Raw genomic sequence first — 16,980 nt, forward strand, 5'->3', positions numbered from 1 at the left:
ATGTCGACGATCGTGGACGAGACGGCGGCACCGGATGCCGACACCGACCGGATGCGGGAGGTGCTGGAGTACTACTGGGACCAGGAATGGACCGACGGCCTGCCGGTGGTGCCGGTGACCGAGTCGTATCTGCGGCGCTTCCTGGACACGGTGGACCGCGACCCGGACGAGGTGCTGTTCACCATGCCGCACCTGAACCGCAGCCTGACGGTGCGCACCGCGGCCATCAACGCCGGCCTGGCCGGCTGCCGGCCCGAGTACTTCCCGGTGATTCTGGCCGCGTGGGAGGCCATCGCCCAGGAGCCGCACCCGGTGCGGGGCATCTGGCAGTCCACCACCGGAACGGCACCCTTCCTCGTGGTCAACGGGCCGGTGCGCACCGAGATCGGACTGAACAGCCGGGGAAACATCTTCGGCTCCGGGTTCCGTGCCAACGCGACCATCGGCCGGGCCATCCGCCTGGCCTGCATCAACGTGTTCGGTCTGCATCCGCACAAGCTCGACCAGGCCACCCAGGCCACGCCGGCGAAGTACTCGGCCTGCATCGGCGAGAACGAGGAGCAGAGTCCCTGGCCCCCGCTGCACGTGGACTACGGCTTCGACGCCGCCGACAGCGTCGTGACCGCGTACGTGATCCGCTCGGTGATGCACATCGAGGCACGGCACACCTCGGTGCCCGAGCAGCTCGCCCTCGACTTCGCCGACAGCGTGCGCCGCACCGGCGCCCTGATCCACGAGTACACCAGCGCGCTGCTGGTGCTCACCCCGGAGCATGCCGACGTGTTCGCATCGGCCGGCTGGAGCAAGGACGACCTGCGCCGGTACGTGTTCGACCACGCCGTGCGCTCGCGGGACGAGCTGGCCGCCGTCGGCAAGGACGCGCTGTCGCACAAGAGCCGGTGGCGGCTCTCGGCGCAGCATCCCGATGCCACGCCCGACACCGCCAGCGGCAGCGCCGAGCCCGACACCGTGCCGGTGCTCAGCCACCCCACGTCGATCCAGGTGGTCGTGGCCGGCGCCGACAACGCCGGCGTCTCGGCCGTCGTCGAGGTGTTCACGCTGAACCCGCCGCGCGAGAACCCGTACTCGTACGCGCAGGTCGGAGCACGACGATGACGATCGACACGGACCGGGTGGATGCCGCGCTCGCGCAGTTCACCGAGATGATGGCCGCCGACGGCTACCTGCTGAACTGGGAGCCGGCCAGTCCCGATCGCATCGTGGTGCGGATCTCGGCGACCGAGGGCGCGTGCGCGGACTGCCTCGTGCCGGCGCCGGTGATGACCGCGATCATGACTTCGGCACTGGCCGACACGCCGTACGACGTGGAGCGGGTCGAGCTCCGGGGGCGCACTGAGGGGAGCACGCATGCTGCTGACCGACGAAGAGAAGCGGATGCACGACGGCGCCGAGGGCGCCGCGGTCGCCGCGGCGATGGACCTGCTCGTGCGGTACGGCGACGCGCTCGGCGCGGAGCGCCTGGTGCCCACCCGCAATGTCGCCGGCACGATGACCCAGCCGTCCCCGGCCAAGGCGCAAGCTGTTCGACGAGGGCGGGTGGGCGCACGTGTACGCGGTGACGAACCTGGACTGCGACGACGACATCGAGATCCCGCGGATGAAGGTGCCCACCTGCCAGCTCGAGCACGGCTTCGGGACGGATGCCGCGGGTCTGACCGGCTACCCGGATTCGTCCATCGCGATGCAGGACGACGCCGAGGCGTACTTCAGCGAGCGCGGCGTCACGGTCCTGGCCACGTGCACCCCGTACCAGGTCGGCAACCTGCCGGTGCGCGGCGAGCACTGCGCGTGGATGGAGTCCTCGGCGGTCGTCTACTGCAACTCGGTGCTGGGGGCCCGCACCAACTGCGAGGGCTCCACGTCGACCGGGGCGGCGGCGCTGACCGGCCGCATCCCGTACTGGGGCAATCATCTGCCCGAGAACCGGTCGGCCACCCATCTGATCCGCGCCGACGTCGAGGTCGGCACGTTCCAGGACTGGGGGATGCTCGGCTACTTCGTCGGCGACGCCGTGCAGGAGGCCCGGCCCGCCGTGGTCGGCGCACTCGGGCAGCCCGACGCCGCCGCGCTGAAGCACTTCGGCGCGGCGACGGCGACCTCGGGCGGCGTCGAGCTGTACCACCTGCCGGGGATCACCCCGGAGGCCCCCGACCTGGCCGCAGCGTTCGGCGGCGGCGCCGTGCCCGAGCCGATCGTCTACGACGAGCGGGCCCGCCGGGAGGTGTACGACGCCCTGAACAGTCAGGGCTCCAGCGACGACGTGGACTTCATCCTGCTCGGCTGCCCGCACGCCTCGCTGGACCAGCTCGCCGAGATCGCCGGGCTGCTGGACGGGCGGACGCTGCATCCGGACACCGAACTGTGGGTCATGACGCCGCGGGCGCTGCGCTCGGTCGCCGACCGCAGCGGCTTCACCCGGGCGATCACGCGGGCCGGCGGCCGGGTGCTCACCGACTCGTGCCCCGCGATGTCGCGCGCCGCCCCGCCCGGCACGCGCGTGTTCGCCACCGACTCGGCCAAGCAGGCGCACTACCTGCCGGCGATCCTGGGCATCGAGGCCTGGTTCGGCACGCTCGGGGAGTGCATCGACGCGGCCGTCACCGGCCGCTGGCACGGAGGCCTGGCGGCATGACGGTCCTGCGCGGACGCGGCATCGTGGGCGGAGTGGTCGAGGCGCGCGCCCTGGTCACCCACGATGCGATCTCGGGGTTCGGCGGCATCGACGTGGCCACCGGCACCGTGATCGAGCCGCGGCACGAGCTGTTCGGCGTGTGCTTCACCGGCCAGGTGCTGGTCTTCCCCGGGGCGAAGGGGTCGTCCGGGTGGTCCGGGTTCTTCCAGAGCACCCGGCTGATGGGCACCGCCCCGGCTTGCGCTCGTGTTCACGACGATGACCACGAAGGCGGCGCTCGGCGCGATCGTGACCCGAGTGCCGGCCGTGGTCGGCGCGACGCCGGATCCGGTTCAGGCGATCCGCACCGGCGACCTGGTGCGGGTGGACGGCGACGCCGGCACGGTCACGATCCTTGAGCGGGCGCATTCTTTCGTTGAATGAAAAGGCCTCTGGTCCGGGCCGCGGACCGTGGCCAGACTCGACCCGTCCGCATAGCCGTGGACGCAAGCAGTACAGACGGTGCAACACCGACGAAGCGACAAAGGAGTCTCCTCATGCGAACGACCCCCTCTTCCCGACGGCGCCTCTTCCGAGCGGCCGCCGCGCTCACCGCAGCCGCCGCACTCGCGCTGACCGGCTGTGCATCCGGCTCCGGGTCGGCTGCCGGCGGCGACGCGGAGGGCCTGAAGGAGATGACCGTCGTCACGTTCCTCCCGCTCGAGTCCTTCACCTTCACCCCCGAGATGTTCGCCTACTCCGGGGGCTACTTCGAGAAGCACGGCCTCAAGGTCGACCTGCAGCCGGTGAAGGGCACCGCGGCGGCCATCCAGTCGCTGCCTCGGCGGCGCGGCCACCATCACCCGGGCCAGCACCGTGGACGTGTTCCCCGCGATGGAGAAGGGCCAGCCGATCCAGGCGGTCGGCACGATGGCCTACAAGTCGAACCTGCGCATGATCTCGGTCAAAGACAACCCGGTCGCCACTCCGCAGGACATGAAGGGCAAGACCATCGGCATGGGCTCGGTGGGCGGCACCAGCGAGAAGATGCTCGACCTGACCCTGCACGCCAACGACATCGCCAAGGACGACGTCACCCGTCAGGCCGTCCCCGTCACCGCCGCCACGCTCGAGGTCGTGCGCAAGGGCCAGCTGGACGGCTACATCGTCAGCCTGGACACCTCGATCGGCATCGGCGCCCAGAACGACGACGCCGTCGTCGACGACGCCGGACTCGGCGACTCGCCCGACATCCAGACGTGGCTGGCCACGGCATCCACGCTGAAGGATCCGGAGAAGGCGAAGGAGGTCACGGCGTTCCTGGCCGCGATCCGCGAGGCCGTGCAGGCCGTGATCGACGACGCGCCCAACCACTACGCGAACGTGCTGAAGACGCTCCGCGACAGCGGCGACTGGAAGTTCCCGGCGCTCGAGGACGATCAGGTGGCCGCCGACGCCCTGGACGTGTACACCAGCCAGACCTGGGTGGATGCCTCCGGCGACGTGCCGCTGCTGCAGAACAACGTCGACGCCTGGAAGAAGACGTACGACACGTACGTCGAGGCCGGGATGCTGCAGGGCGGCCACGATCCGAGCGACTGGATCACGAACGACTACCTGCCCGAGTGAGTGAGGAAGGTGCACCCGTGACCAATGACACACTCGCCCCGCCCGTGCCCGACGCGGACGTCGGCGGCGACATCCCCCGCCTGCAGATCCGCGGCATCGGACGCGACTTCCACACCCGGTCCGGCATCACACACGCCGTGTCGGGAGTCGATCTGGACATCCGGATCGGGGAGTTCGTGGCCCTGATCGGACGATCCGGATGCGGCAAGACGACCCTGCTGCGGATGATCGGCGGGCTGCTGGCCCCCACCGCCGGCACCATCGCCGTGGACGGCCGGCAGCTGTGGAGCGACGGCCGGGTGGAGAGCTCGGCCGTCACCAAGCTCGGATTCGTGTTCCAGGAGAGCAACCTGTTCCCCTGGTTCAGCGTGCTGGACAACATCGCCCTGCCGCTGAAGCTGCGCGGGATCCGCAAGGCCGAGCGGCGGGCGCGGGCGGCAGAGCTGGCCCAGCTGGTCGGACTCGCCGACTTCGTCGATTCCTATCCCCGCGAGCTGTCCGGCGGGATGCGGCAGCGCGCCGCGATCGCCCGCGCGCTGAGCACCGAGCCCGACCTGCTGCTGATGGACGAGCCGTTCGGGGCGCTGGACGCCCTGACCCGCGAGCGGATGAACCTCGAGCTCGAGCGGATCGTGATGGAGACCGGATCGACGGTGGTGTTCGTGACGCACGACATCCCCGAGGCGGTGTTCCTGGCCGACCGGGTGGTGCACCTGACGCCGCGGCCGGGCCGGATCCGGCAGATCCTGCCGGTGGACTTCGCCAAGCCGCGCTCGGTGGAGCTGCAGACGACCCCCGAGTTCAACGACATCGTGCGGGCCCTCCGCCACGACCTCGACGAGGAGGAATGACATGCCCTCATCGCGCATGGCCAAGCGCTGCCGTGGATCGTCACCCCGGCTCTGGTGATCCTGCTCATCGCGGGCTGGCAGGTGTTCGTCATGGTCAGCCAGGTGAACCCGTTCGTCTTCCCGCCGCCGGCGGCGGTCGGCAAGGCGTTCCTCGCCCTGATCCTGGACCCCGCCACCTGGCAGGAGGCGCTGGTCACCGTCACCGAGATCGTCGTCGGCTTCGCGATCGCGGTCGTGCTCGGGGTCGCGGTGGGCGTGGTGCTCGGAAAGCTGCCGTGGCTGGAGATCAGCATCCGTCCGCTGATCATCATCGCCCAGGTCGCGCCGAAGGTGGCGTTCATCCCCATGTTCGTGATCTGGTTCGGCTTCGGGATGACCTCGAAGATCGTGCTGTCGGCGCTGCTGGCGTTCTTCCCGGTCATGCTCAACGTGCTCCTCGGGGTGCGGTCGGTCGAGCAGGGGCAGAAAGAGGTCATGACGAGCCTGAACGCCAGCAGGTCGCAGACGTTCACGCAGCTCGAGCTTGCGCAACCTGCAGCCCTACCTGTTCGCCGGGATGGAGGTCGCGATCGTGCTCGGCACCATCGGCGCCATCGTCGGCGAGTACCTCGGCGGCAGCGTCGGGCTCGGCGCGATGGTGGTGCGGGCGATGAACTCGCTGGATGCCGCCGGGACGTTCGCCATCATCCTGCTCCTGGCGCTGATCGGACTGGTGCTGTACCTGATAGTGAACGAGGCCAAGCGGTTCGTGATCCCGTGGCATGAGTCGGTCTACGGGCTCCGCACCGCGACGGCCTGAGGCGGCGGCCGTGCCCCGTTCCGGGCACGGCCTGTCGCCGGGCTGCTCGCGGTGCTGGGGCTGCTGATGACGCTGAACCCCATCACCGCGAGCATCTATCTGCCCGCGCTCGGCGCGATCGCCGACGATCTGGGCGTGTCGATCGCCGTGGTGCAGCTGGCGCTGACCGGGTATTACCTCGGCGTCGCCGTCGGGGTGATGTTCGGCGGTCCGCTGACCGACGCGCTCGGGCGCCGGTCGGTGCTGCTGGTCGGCCTGGGCGTGCTGGCCGCGGCCACGGTGGCGGTCGCGCTGGCGCCCGCCGCGCCGATCCTCATCGGGGCGCGGGTGCTGCAGGGACTGGGGTCGTCGACGGCGATCGTGGTCGTGCGCGCCATCGTGTCGGATGTCGCCCGGGGGCGGCAGGCGGCGCGGGCGTTCAGCGTGCTGATGGGGATCCTCGCGGCGGGTCCGCTGGTGGCGCCGCTGCTGGGCACGGCGCTGCCGAGCTGGGCGGCTGGCGGACGATCTTCGTCGGACTTCTCGTGGTGACCGTGGTCTACCTCGTGGTGGCGGGGATGACGGTGCCCGAGACGCTTCCCGTCGCGCGCCGGGCGCCGCTGCGGCTGGCACCGCTCCTGCGCAACTACCGGCGGCTGCTGGGCGACGTGCCGTTCGCGGGGGATGCCGCGGCGGTCGCCCTCGCCTTCGGGGCGCTGTCGGTGCACGTGAGCGCGTCCTCGTTCATCGCGCAGGAGGTGCTGGGAACCGGAACGTGGGGCTATGCGATCCTTTACGCCTGCTACGCCGTCGCGGTGATGGGCGGCAGCTGGCTGAACGCGCCGCTGGCCGGACGCTTCGGCCCGCGCCGGATGCTGCTGGCCGGGCAGGGCGTCGCGCTCGCCGCCGCGGTCGCGTTCGTGGTCGTCGCCGCCGGGCGGCCCACGATCGTCGGATACCTGGTGGTGGTGATGATCGGCTCTGCGGCGATCTCGTCGGTGCTGGCCAACGGCACGGCGCTGGGGATGTCGCGGGCGACGTTCGCCGCCGGCACCGGCGCCGCGCTGATGGGCTGTCTGCAGTTCACGTTCAGCGCCGTCGTCTCGCCGCTGGGCGGCGTCGCCGGCTCGCACACGGCGCTGCCGACGGCGCTGGTGATGGCGGGGTGCCTGGTCGCGAGTATCGGCGCCGGCGTCGTGGCCGCGGCATCCGTCCGTCGCACGCGGCGGCGGGCTCGGGCCGGGGTCACCGACGTCCAGTCTTGACGATCAGGAGGGACGGAGTCGCTTGCATCACGAAAGGAGTGTGTGTGAAGGTAGTTCCGCGTGAGTGATGGACGCAGATGAGAGGCAGTGATGGCAACGTTTGTTCTCGTCCCCGGGGCGTGGCACGGCTCGTGGGCGTTCGAAGCCGTGACGCCGCTCCTGGAGGCGGCTGGTCACACCGTGCACGCCCTGACGTTGACCGGCTTGGGGCCGGATCCAGACGAAGCGGCGGTGGCACGCGCGAACCTCGACACCCACGCAGACGACGTGATCCGGGTCGTGGAGACGGCCGGGATCACCGAGGCGACGCTCGTCGGACACAGCTACGGCGGGATGGTCATCTCGGCCGCCGCGGATCGTGCGGCCGAGCGAATCTCCCGCCTGGTCCATCTCGACGCGTACGTTCCTCGCGACGGCGACTCCTGCTGGTCGTTGACAACGGACGCCTACCGGCACTCCTTCATCGACGGTGCAGCCGAGCTGGGCTATGCCGTTCGCCCGCCGTTCCGGGCTCCGCACGGCGGCGATGCTCGCCGCCGCCCGCACCCGCTGGCCTCCCTCGTACAGCGCATCCGGCTGACCGGAGCCGTCGAGACCATTGCTCGACGCGACTTCATCTACTGCTCGGGATGGGAGGACGGGACGCCCTTTGCGGGCCTGCGCGCCCGTCTCGATGCCGACCCGGGCTGGCGAGTACAGGACATCCCCACGGGCCATAACGCGCTGCGCGAAGCCCCGGCGAGGGTCGCCGAGCTGCTGATCGACCTGGGGACCCGTTGAACAGCCGGCGCCCGTGTGATGCCCATGGGTCCTACCGTGGACGGCGTGCTTGATCGGCTCTCGCTCCCTGCCCCTCGGTACGTCGATCTCGACGGCGAGCGCATCGCGACGTACGTGTTCGAGCCGTCCAGCGCGGAGCCGATCGGCGACGTGGTGCTCTGTCACGGCACGCCCTGGTCTGCGGCGGTGTGGTCGCCGGTGGCGCATCACCTCGCGTCAGCCCGTCGCGTGTACCTGTACGACATGCCCGGATACGGCGCCTCGATCAGCGCCTGCTCGTCGGACGTCGACCTGGTGACCCAGCGCCGCCGGTTCGCGGCGATGCTCGACCACTGGGGGCTGAGTCGCCCACACGTGGTGGCGCATGACATCGGGGGAGCGGTCGCGCTCGGCGCCCATCTTCTCGAGGGGGTTCAGATGTCGTCGCTGTATCTGGCCGACGTCGTGACTCTCGACCCATGGGGTTCGCCGTTCTTTCAGCTCGTCGCGCAGCACGAAGAGGTCTTCGGCGCTCTGCCTGCGAGCCTTCATGCGGCCTTGGTGCACGAGTACATCTCTGGGGCGAGCAACGGCAAGCTCGACGCCCGCGTGTCAGCTCGGCTCGCGAGTCCATGGTGCACGCCGGAGGGTCAGCGCGCGTTCTACAGGCAGATCGCCGCGTTGAAGCCCGCGCACACGCGACCGATCGTGGATGACCTCGCACGTGTGGCGTGCCGGGTTCGCGTCGCGTGGGGTGAGGCTGATCCCTGGATTCCTGTGGCGCAGGCCGCCGAGCTGGCCACGCGCATACCGGGGGTCGCCGACACCTTCATCATCCCCGCGGCCGGGCATCTGGTTCCGTTGGAAGCCGCGGGCGTACTGGGGGCCGATGTCGCGAACTGGCTGGATCAGGGCGCGTCGCGAGGGTGACGCCGGGCGTCGGCCGCCCCGGGGCTCGACCATGCAGATCGTTTGTCAGCCAAACGATCTGTTACGCTTCCTGTCATGGCTGAGGCAGACTCATCTGAGGCGGCGGCGCCCCCGGAGAAGCTCTGGATGTTGGCGACATGGCTCATCGGGCATGCGGTGGTGGATGCGCGGCGCTTCGTGGCGCAGTCCTTCGGGAACTCCACCGGGCGCACCGACTTCGCAGTCCTCGCCGGGCTCGCCCAGTACGGCGCGGTCAGTCAGGCGATCCTCGGCCGCCGTCTCGGGATCAACCTCGGAGACCTGGTCGCCGTACTCAAGCGGCTGGAGGCGAAAGGGTCGGTCGTGCGACAGCAGGATCGGAACGACCGTCGTCGCAACGCCGTCGAGATCACGCCTGCCGGCCGCGTGACGTTGTCCGAGCTCGAGGCGGCAGCCGCGGCCGCGCAGGACGAAATGCTCGAACCGCTCTCGCCGAATGAACGACTCCAGCTGGTCGCACTGCTGCAGAGGCTGGTGGAACACCATCGCGGCTATCAGCACGCAGGTGATGCCGTCACGCCGAACGAGGGGCGACCATGACGTGGCCGGTCGGGTACGTGGTCACCGTGGCGATCGTCGCCTGGTGCACGTTCTTCGCATGCGTGGCACCCCGCCGCCCCAACCTGCTTGCCAAGTCGAGCTGGTTGTTCGGCATGATCGTCAACGAGGTGCCGTTCCTGGCCATCTACTTCCTGATCGCCTCCACCGTGCTCGCGGCTTCAGAGGGGGATCTCGACTCGCTCGCCGGTCGCGGCGCGGCCGGAATCGCCGGTCTCGTGATCGTCGGCCTCGTGATCGTGGCGTGGCGAGGGGCGCGCAGCGATCGCGCTGTCGAGCGCGCATTGGACCGCGGACTGGGAGCAGATTGGCGAAGCAAGCGTGCACGTGAAGCCACGTCGGCACCGGCCCTGGCTGCGCATCCTTCTGATTCCGTTCGTCCAGTGGCGGCCGGATGTGGAGCGAATCAAGGACATCCGCTATGGCGACGCCGGACGCGGCAACCTGCTGGACATCTACCGCCCCCGCGACGCTCCCTCGCATGCTCCGGTGCTGGTCTACTTCCACGGCGGTGGCTTCAGCACGGGCAGGAAGAGCCATGAGGCCAGACCGCTGCTGACCCGACTCGCGAGCCGCGGATGGGTGTGCATCAGCGCCAATTACCGGCTTGCGTCCCGAGGCAGACTTCCCCGACCATCAGATCGACGCGAAGAAGGTCATCGCCTGGGCCCGGGAGCACGGGCATGTCTACGGTATCGACCCGACGAGGGTGTTCGTATCGGGCAGTTCTGCCGGAGCCAACCTGGCGGGGCTGTGCGCCTTCACCCCGAACGATCCCCGGTTCCAGCCCCGGTTCGAGCACGCCGACACGACAGTGAGTGGTGCGATCCTTCTGTACGGGTACTACGGGCATTACTTGACGGATGCGCCCGACGAGCCGGGGTCGGTGCTCCAGCCGCAGGGCTACTTCACCGGTCGTACGCCTCCGCTGTTCATCGCGCACGGGACGAACGACGGCTGGGGCACGGTCGAGGCGGCCAGACACTTCGCGAGTCTGGCTCGCGAGGGAGGGGTCAACGACGTGGTCTATGCCGAACTCCCCGGCGGCCAGCACTCCTTCGACGTGTTCCACTCGCCGAGATTCGAGGCGGTGGTCGACGGGGTGGAAGCCTTCACCGCGTGGGCCCTCGCTGCCCGCCCGTGACGGCGGTGAGGCCGGGCATCACCCCACGTGAGCCGTGACCTGGTGCCAGCCGCTGGCGCCGTCCGGCGCCGGCGGCGCCTGGTGCGCGGTCTGGACCTCGCCGGTGCGGCTGGTCGCCCGGCACCGGATCACGTGGTCGCCCGCCTCGGCGCGCCAGGGCAGGCGCCACTGCACCCAGGTGTCGACCGAGGTCGCAGGAGCCAGCTCGGCGGGGACCCACGGCCCGTCGTCCACCGACACCTCGACCTTCGACACGCCCGTGTGCTGCTGCCAGGCCACCCCGGCGATCACGGCATCCCCGGCGGGCACGGTGTCGCCGGGCCGCGGCACGTCGATCCGCGATTCGAGCTTGATCGGCCCGCGCGGCGCCCAGCCCTGCGTCGTCCAGAACCCGGTGGCGCGGTCGAATCGGGTCACCTCGAGGTCGACCACCCATTTGGTCGCCGACACGTAGCCGTACAGCCCGGGCACGACCATCCGCACCGGGAACCCGTGAGCGGCCGGCAGCGCTGCCCGTTCATGCCGACCGCGAGGATCGCGTCCCGGGCGTCGGTGAGCGCGGCCAGCGGGGTCGAGGCGGTGAACCCGTCCGCCGACCGCGACAGCACCATGTCGGCGTCCGCGTGCGGACCGGCCTGGGCGAGCAGTTCGCGGATCGGGTATCCGAGCCACTTCGCGTTGCCGATCAGGTCGCCGCCGACCTCGTTCGACACGCAGGCGAGGGTGGTGTAGCTCTCCTGCAGGGGCAGGGCGAGCAACTGGTCCCAGGTGAGGGTGACGGTGCGGTCGACCATGCCGTGGATGCGCAGCGACCACTGCGTGGGATCGATCTGCGGAACCAGCAGGGCCGTGTCGATCCGGTAGAACCGGTCGTTGGGCGTGACCAGCGGGGCCACCCCGGCCACACCGAGGTCGGCGCCGGCGGGGATGGGCGCCGCCGGCCGGGCCGGCATGGGCAGATGCAGGCTCGCCCGCACCGCGCTGGCCGCACGCGCGCCCGACTGCAGCGTGCCGCCGACGGCCGCCGCCACCCCGACGAGGGCGGCGGCGCCGGTCCAGGCGAAGAACCGCCGCCGGTCGGGGTCTGCCACCCGGGCGTCGGAATCGCCGCGCGAGACGGCCGGCGCCGCGGCGCGACGCGCGAGCGGGCCGATCGCGATCGCGGCCACCGCACCGGCCACCGCCGAGGGCGCCCAGGCGAGACCGCCGGCATCCGCGCGGCTCACGGCCGCCATGATGCCGATCAGACCCAGCGCCGCGCAGAGGATGCGGCCGATCGGCGGGAAGCGGACCTGGAGGATGCCGATGCCGGCCGCGGCCGCGACGAGGACCACGGCGACTCCGATCACGAGCGCGAGCTTGTCGTTCGTGCCGAACACCGAGATCGCGGTCTCCTTCGCCCAGGGCGGAGCCACGTCGATGAGCGCGTCGCCGATCACCGCGATCGGGCTGGACGACGGGGCGAACGCGGCCGCGACGAGCTCGCCCAGCCCCGCGCCGAGGACGACGGCGGCCACCCCGGCCGCGGCCGAGCGCCCTCCGGTGGACACGTTCACGATCCCGAGCCTACGTCCGAGTCCCCGCGGGCGGGAGGGCGATCGCGCGGCGTGCTCAGCGCGCAGTCAACCGAGAATTAGGCGGGAGGGCGAACCGGCTGGACGCTACGCGGCTGCTTCCCGACCGTGATCTTGGTGAAGCGCTGGATTGCATCACCGACAGCGTGAAGACGCAACGACGGAAAGAAGTCGAAGTTGTGATTCGCTCCCGGCAGTTCCGCATACACAACGGGTTCCTGTGAACGCGACTTGAGTCGTTCGGCGAAGTCCCGAGCATCCTCGCGTCGCACGAGGGTGTCTTGCGCGCCGTGGACAACCAGAAACGGCGGGGCTTCCGAAGTGATTCTGCCGGCCGGAGAGTGGGGGCCCGTGCCTGTCGCGCCGGCAGAGCCATAGTAACCGCAGAGGCACACGACGCCGCGGACCTGCGCCCCGGAGAGTGCGGCGGATGCAGCCAGGTTTGCGCCCAACGACGCACCGATGGCGATGACGGAAGCCGGGTCGCCGCCGAATTCTTCCGCATGCCTGCGCGCCCAGCTCATGGCATCCTGGGCATCGGCGAGCTGATCGCCATAATTCACTCGGAGCATCCGGTAATTCGCGCTCATGCAGACCCACCCCCTGGCGGCGAGCTGATACATGAGCGCGTGGGCGAATATTGCCTTGTCTCCTCCGCCTCCGTGCAGGTACACCAGCACGGGTGCCCTGGCCTGTCGGTTTCGGCGGCGCGAGACATAGACGTCGAGCAGGTTTCCGAAGCGTGCCGGGCCATATCGACGATTGCGGATGCGCCGAACGTCGGGCGCCACGCCACGATGGGCAGCAGCACGATGCGCCACCACGGGGAGCGGGTCTCATGCGGGCGCCCGCGAGGCCCATAGACGTTCTGGAGCGCCGCCGTGAGTGCGCGCCGCGCGAATCGCGCCCGCACGAGGATCCAGGCGAGAATCAGCGTCACGGCCAAGGTGAGAGCCGCGATCAGCCACCACCAGAAGCTGGACCCTGGGTTCAGGAGGGTGGCGAGGGTGCCGGCCAGCAGCCACCACAGGCCGATGAACGGCAGCTCGTTCATCCACCAGGAGAGCGCAAACTGCACATTGAACGGTGTGGAGCGCCGGGGGCGCAGTGGGAGCAGGGCCGCTGCCGCGAACACGGCGATTGTCAATGCTGTCGTCATAGCGCCATTTGTGAGAGGCAAGAGTCACAGCTCAGCGCAGGCCGGTGAAGTGGGCGGCGAACGCGAGCTGATCGGCGAACTCGGCGGCCGCGGCATCCTTCGGCTTGCCCATGCCGTGCCCGGCGCGGGTGTCCACGGCGAGCAGGATGGGGGCATCCGATGCCTGCGCCTCCTGCAGCGCGGCGGCGAACTTCAGCGAGTGGCCGGGCACCACGCGGTCGTCGTGATCCCCGGTGGTGATCAGCGTCGGCGGGTACTCGACCCCGTCCTGCACATTGTGCAGCGGCGAGTACGCGCGCAGATACGCGAATGCCTCGGCGTCATCCGGGTCGCCGTAGTCGCTGATCCACGCCCAGCCGATCGTGAAGCGGTGGAACCGCAGCATGTCCAGCACGCCCACCCCGGGCAGCACCGCCGCCCACAGCTCGGGCCGCTGGGTGAGCGCGGCGCCGGCCAGCAGGCCGCCGTTGGACCGCCCATGCAGGGCGAGCCGGTCACGGGTGGTGACGCCGGTCTCGATCAGATGCTCGGCGACCGCGTACAGGTCGTCGAAGACCTGCTGCTTGCGCGCCTTCGTCCCGGCGTGGTGCCAGTCCGAGCCGAACTCGCCCCCGCCGCGCAGGTTGGGCACGACGAGCACGCCGCCGGCCTGCACCCAGGTCGCCAGGATCGGGCGGAACTCCGGATTCATCGGGATGTTGAACCCGCCGTACCCCCAGATCAGCGTCGGGCGCGGCGTCGCGCCGTCGTCGTCGGCAGGCCGCACCACGAACGCCGGCACCTCGACGCCGTCGGAGCCGGTCACGCGGATGCGCGTCGCGGTCGCCGCCGGTGCCGCCGGGCCGGGCGTCGGCAGCGTCCGGTGGGTCAGCACCGAGGCGCCGTCCACCTCGATCACGTGCCGGGTGCCCCGGTCGACGAAGCTCGACGTCGTGGCGAACACGCGGTTCGTCTCGTCGCTGGTCGACATCGCCGTGATGCTCACTCCGTCGCCCAGCGGCAGCGCGTCGCCCAGGACGCCGTCGAAGGTCGCCGCCTGGGCGCGATGGGCGGCGTCGTGCGAGTACTCCAGCACCAGGCCGCTCGCGGTCAGATGGGCATCCAGCAGCACGTCCTCGGGGTGCTCGGGCACGAGGGTCCACTGCCGGCCAGTGACCAGGTCGAACGCCGCCAGGCGATACCGGGGCGCGTCCTGGTCGGTGACGGTGTACAGCACATCGCCGCGCACCCCGATCGAGTGCCACTCGTGCTCGCGGCCCTGCACGAGCATGCGCAGCGCCTCGGCCGGCTCGTCGTGGCGACGGGCCGCGAGGTCGTTGCCCGACGACGAGCCGCCGTCGGTGTGCAGCACGAACCAGACGTCGTCGTGCGGCCAGTCCCGGGCGAACAGCCGCGGCTCGTCCGGACGGGTGAACACGACGCGGTCGGACGCGGCATCCTCGCCGATCTCGTGCACCTGAAGCCGGCCCGCGCCCTGCTCGTCGGTCAGCGCGTTGCCGGTCGGAGGGTCGTAGCGCCAGGTGGTGAACGCGCGCGAGCCGGGCTGCCACACCGGGGAGTTCCACTTCGTCCACTCGATCACATCGGGCAGGTCCTGCCCGGTCGCGACGTCCCGGACCCGGATCGTGCGCCAGTCCGACCCGCCGTCGGCGATGCCGTAGGCGAGCAGGGCGCCGTCCGGGCTGACCGAGGCGGTGGTCACCGCCCGGGTGCCGTCATCCGAGAGCAGGTTCGGGTCGAGCAGGCACGCGTGCGTCCTCGAGTCCGTCGACGCTGTCGGCGACGACCAGCACGTTCTGGTTCTGTCCGTCGTTGTGCCACGCGAACACGCGGTCGCCCCGCTCGAACGGGCAGCCTCGGGTGGGCGCGGTCAGCAGCGCGGTGACGTCCTCGAGGAACTCCTCGCGGCCGCTGAGCGCATTCAGCAGCGGCCGGGAGTGGGCGTTCTGCGCGGCCACGAACGCGGCCGTCCCGGCCGAATCGGCATCTTCCAGCCACCGGTACGGGTCGGCGACATCCTCCCCGTGGAGCGTCTCGGTCAGGTCATCGCGGCGTGCGGCGGGGTAGTCGTGCATCGTCCCATCGTTTCACGAGCGGATGCCGCGACCCGCCCGTCGACCGGTCCGGCGTGGACGCCGCGGGGCCTTCGTCCGTCGTGGGGAGCGAGCGCCGACGACCGGCACCGACGCCGTCACCACGGCATCCACCACCATCGACCCGTCCGTCGGACCCACCACCGCGATCGGGGTGGTCTCGGTGGCCAGGTCGGGGGCCACCGGCATCGCGGCCAGCTGCCGGTGCGCGGCCAGATATGCCGGGATCAGCAGCGCCGCCGCCCCCAGCCAGGCGAGCGGGTTGCTCAGCACGACGCCGGGGTAGCCGATGAGTCCGCCCAGGATGAGGGCGGCCGCCACGCGCATCACGAGCTCGATCACGCCGGTCACCGTCGGGATGAGGGTGCGCCCCAGACCCTGCAGGGCCCCGCGAGGCACGAACAGGGTGCCCAGGGCCGCGTAGCTGACCCCGTTGATGATGAGCATCAGGTGGGCCAGCTCCACCACCTCGTCCGAGCCGTCGCCGATGAAGACCCGCACCATCTGGGTGCCGAACGCCACGAGCAGGGCGCCCAGGGCGACTGAGGCCGCGATCGCCATCCACGTGGCCTCGACCACCCCGCGGCGGATGCGGTCGGGGCGTCGCCCGCCGAGGTTCTGCGCGGCGTACATCGAGACGGCGAGCCCGAGCGACTGCAGCAGGGCGACGGCGATCGAGTCCACGCGGGACGCGGTGGTGTAGGCGGCGACGGCGTCGGCGCCCAGCAGGTTCAGCGCGACCTGCACGGTGAGCGTGCCGATCGCGATGATCGAAGCCTGGAACCCCATGGGCAGACCCAGGCGCAGGTGCTCGGCCAGGTCGGCGCGGGCGACGCGCCAGTCCTCTCGGCGCACGTGCAGCACCGGCACCCGGCGGCGCACGAATTCCAGGCACAGCAGCACCGAGACCGCCTGCGAGACGACGGTGGCCAGCGCGGCGCCGGCCACGCCCAGGCCCAGGGGGCCGACCATCCAGATCACGAGGCCGACGTTCAGGCCGCACGCCAGGGTGAGGAACACCAGCGGGGTGCGGGAGTCGCCGATCGCGCGGATGATCGCGGCGAAGTAGTTGAAGAACATCGTGGCCCCGGCGCCGAGGAAGCTCACCTGCGTGAACACGGTGGCATCGGCCAGCAGCTCGGGCGGGGTCTGCAGCAGCACGAGCACCGGGCGGGCGATCAGGGGAGCTGCGACGGTCAGGATCACGCTGGTGATGGCGGTGAGGATGGTCCCGGAGGCCACGGACCGGCGCACCCCGGCGTCGTCGCGCGCACCGAACGCCTGGGCGGTGGGGATCGCGAACCCGCTGGTCAGGCCCCAGGCGAAGCCGAGCAGCAGGAACAGCAGGCTGCCGGTGGCGCCGACGGCGGCCAGTGCATCCACGCCGAGGCGCCGACCCACCACGATGGTGTCGGCGAACTGATACAGCTGCTGGACCACGTTGCCGACCAGCAGCGGGATCGAGAAGGCGAGGATGACACGCCAGGGGCGGCCCGTGGTCAGGGAAGTGGTCATGCGGGTGCTCTCGCGGGACGGAGGACGGAAGAAGGAAGGCGACCGAGAGCCGGT

Annotated in this window: 16 protein-coding genes and 5 pseudogenes; 15 read left to right on the top strand and 6 right to left on the bottom strand. The window is 70.7% G+C overall.

The features are described 5' to 3' along the window. The 15 genes and pseudogenes from L2X98_RS12550 (at position 1) to L2X98_RS12615 (ending at position 10,585) form a co-directional block, all read left to right on the top strand. Positions 1-1,116 (top strand): hypothetical protein, encoded by a 1,116-nt coding sequence (locus L2X98_RS12550; protein WP_259611118.1) that lies wholly within the window; start codon positions 1-3, stop codon positions 1,114-1,116. Beyond that, positions 1,113-1,580 carry a hypothetical protein gene (locus L2X98_RS22680; protein ID WP_259611119.1) on the top strand — a complete coding sequence of 156 codons (468 nt, stop codon included), beginning with the start codon at positions 1,113-1,115 and terminating at the stop codon, positions 1,578-1,580. Before L2X98_RS12550 ends, L2X98_RS22680 begins: the two co-directional genes overlap by 4 nt. Continuing rightward, positions 1,577-2,653, top strand: coding sequence for an aconitase X (locus L2X98_RS12560; RefSeq protein WP_259611120.1), 1,077 nt, complete (start codon positions 1,577-1,579; stop codon positions 2,651-2,653). Before L2X98_RS22680 ends, L2X98_RS12560 begins: the two co-directional genes overlap by 4 nt. Beyond that, positions 2,650-2,877: pseudogene (locus L2X98_RS22685) on the top strand (aconitase X swivel domain-containing protein); the annotation flags it as partial. The gene L2X98_RS12560 and the pseudogene L2X98_RS22685, both read left to right, overlap by 4 nt. Before the next feature lie 34 nt (positions 2,878-2,911). Beyond that, a complete protein-coding gene (locus L2X98_RS22690; RefSeq protein WP_494337235.1) occupies positions 2,912-3,076 on the top strand; it encodes an aconitase X swivel domain-containing protein in 165 nt (54 codons plus the stop codon). A gap of 411 nt (positions 3,077-3,487) precedes the next feature. Then, positions 3,488-4,261: pseudogene (locus L2X98_RS12570) on the top strand (ABC transporter substrate-binding protein); the annotation flags it as partial. Between the two features lie 17 nt (positions 4,262-4,278). Continuing rightward, entirely contained in the window at positions 4,279-5,112 is an 834-nt protein-coding gene (locus L2X98_RS12575; protein ID WP_259611122.1) for an ABC transporter ATP-binding protein, read from the top strand. A gap of 90 nt (positions 5,113-5,202) precedes the next feature. Then, a pseudogene (locus L2X98_RS12580) lies at positions 5,203-5,911 on the top strand (ABC transporter permease). 66 nt (positions 5,912-5,977) lie between these two features. Next, on the top strand, positions 5,978-6,442 hold the full coding sequence (locus L2X98_RS12585) for an MFS transporter (protein ID WP_259611124.1): 465 nt from the start codon (positions 5,978-5,980) through the stop codon (positions 6,440-6,442). Further along, the gene (locus L2X98_RS12590; RefSeq protein WP_259611125.1) at positions 6,436-7,155 is read left to right on the top strand and encodes an MFS transporter; all 720 of its coding nucleotides are present in this window, start codon (positions 6,436-6,438) and stop codon (positions 7,153-7,155) included. The genes L2X98_RS12585 and L2X98_RS12590 overlap by 7 nt, the downstream gene beginning before the upstream one ends. Before the next feature lie 90 nt (positions 7,156-7,245). Further along, positions 7,246-7,935 carry an alpha/beta fold hydrolase gene (locus L2X98_RS12595; RefSeq protein WP_259611126.1) on the top strand — a complete coding sequence of 230 codons (690 nt, stop codon included), beginning with the start codon at positions 7,246-7,248 and terminating at the stop codon, positions 7,933-7,935. Between the two features lie 45 nt (positions 7,936-7,980). Then, on the top strand, positions 7,981-8,844 hold the full coding sequence (locus tag L2X98_RS12600; RefSeq protein WP_259611127.1) for an alpha/beta fold hydrolase: 864 nt from the start codon (positions 7,981-7,983) through the stop codon (positions 8,842-8,844). A 156-nt stretch (positions 8,845-9,000) separates the two neighbouring features. Beyond that, a complete protein-coding gene (locus tag L2X98_RS12605) occupies positions 9,001-9,423 on the top strand; it encodes a MarR family winged helix-turn-helix transcriptional regulator (RefSeq protein WP_259611128.1) in 423 nt (140 codons plus the stop codon). A 507-nt stretch (positions 9,424-9,930) separates the two neighbouring features. Next, positions 9,931-10,002: pseudogene (locus L2X98_RS21190) on the top strand (hypothetical protein); the annotation flags it as partial. A 46-nt stretch (positions 10,003-10,048) separates the two neighbouring features. Next, a complete protein-coding gene (locus L2X98_RS12615; protein WP_259611130.1) occupies positions 10,049-10,585 on the top strand; it encodes an alpha/beta hydrolase in 537 nt (178 codons plus the stop codon). 18 nt (positions 10,586-10,603) lie between these two features. Here L2X98_RS12615 and L2X98_RS12620 read toward each other — a convergent pair. The 6 genes and pseudogenes from L2X98_RS12620 to L2X98_RS12645 form a co-directional block, all read right to left on the bottom strand. Beyond that, positions 10,604-11,820, bottom strand: a pseudogene (locus L2X98_RS12620) (molybdopterin-dependent oxidoreductase). A 398-nt stretch (positions 11,821-12,218) separates the two neighbouring features. Next, positions 12,219-12,839 (bottom strand): alpha/beta hydrolase, encoded by a 621-nt coding sequence (locus L2X98_RS12625; RefSeq protein ID WP_354003053.1) that lies wholly within the window; start codon positions 12,837-12,839, stop codon positions 12,219-12,221. Then, positions 12,746-13,306: a hypothetical protein gene (locus L2X98_RS12630; RefSeq protein ID WP_259613414.1), complete on the bottom strand. Its 561-nt coding sequence runs from the start codon at positions 13,304-13,306 to the stop codon at positions 12,746-12,748. The genes L2X98_RS12625 and L2X98_RS12630 overlap by 94 nt, the downstream gene beginning before the upstream one ends. Before the next feature lie 43 nt (positions 13,307-13,349). Further along, the gene (locus L2X98_RS12635; protein ID WP_354002773.1) at positions 13,350-15,020 is read right to left on the bottom strand and encodes a prolyl oligopeptidase family serine peptidase; all 1,671 of its coding nucleotides are present in this window, start codon (positions 15,018-15,020) and stop codon (positions 13,350-13,352) included. Between the two features lie 13 nt (positions 15,021-15,033). After that, positions 15,034-15,393 carry a hypothetical protein gene (locus tag L2X98_RS12640; protein WP_259611131.1) on the bottom strand — a complete coding sequence of 120 codons (360 nt, stop codon included), beginning with the start codon at positions 15,391-15,393 and terminating at the stop codon, positions 15,034-15,036. 12 nt (positions 15,394-15,405) lie between these two features. Further along, positions 15,406-16,926, bottom strand: coding sequence for an MATE family efflux transporter (locus L2X98_RS12645; RefSeq protein ID WP_259611132.1), 1,521 nt, complete (start codon positions 16,924-16,926; stop codon positions 15,406-15,408). Between the last annotated feature and the right edge of the window lie 54 nt (positions 16,927-16,980).

Source organism: Microbacterium elymi, from assembly GCF_021582895.2.
GTDB lineage: Bacteria > Actinomycetota > Actinomycetes > Actinomycetales > Microbacteriaceae > Microbacterium > Microbacterium humicola.

Bases quoted from the DNA above. Each gene is read 5' to 3' on its own strand.
- L2X98_RS12640 (WP_259611131.1), bottom strand. From the start codon at position 15,393: ATGCACGACTACCCCGCCGCACGCCGCGATGACCTGACCGAGACGCTC.
- L2X98_RS12550 (WP_259611118.1), top strand. From the start codon at position 1: ATGTCGACGATCGTGGACGAGACGGCGGCACCGGATGCCGACACCGAC.
- L2X98_RS12595 (WP_259611126.1), top strand. From the start codon at position 7,246: ATGGCAACGTTTGTTCTCGTCCCCGGGGCGTGGCACGGCTCGTGGGCG.
- L2X98_RS12585 (WP_259611124.1), top strand. From the start codon at position 5,978: ATGACGCTGAACCCCATCACCGCGAGCATCTATCTGCCCGCGCTCGGC.
- L2X98_RS22690 (WP_494337235.1), top strand. From the start codon at position 2,912: ATGACCACGAAGGCGGCGCTCGGCGCGATCGTGACCCGAGTGCCGGCC.
- L2X98_RS12645 (WP_259611132.1), bottom strand. From the start codon at position 16,926: ATGACCACTTCCCTGACCACGGGCCGCCCCTGGCGTGTCATCCTCGCC.
- L2X98_RS22680 (WP_259611119.1), top strand. From the start codon at position 1,113: ATGACGATCGACACGGACCGGGTGGATGCCGCGCTCGCGCAGTTCACC.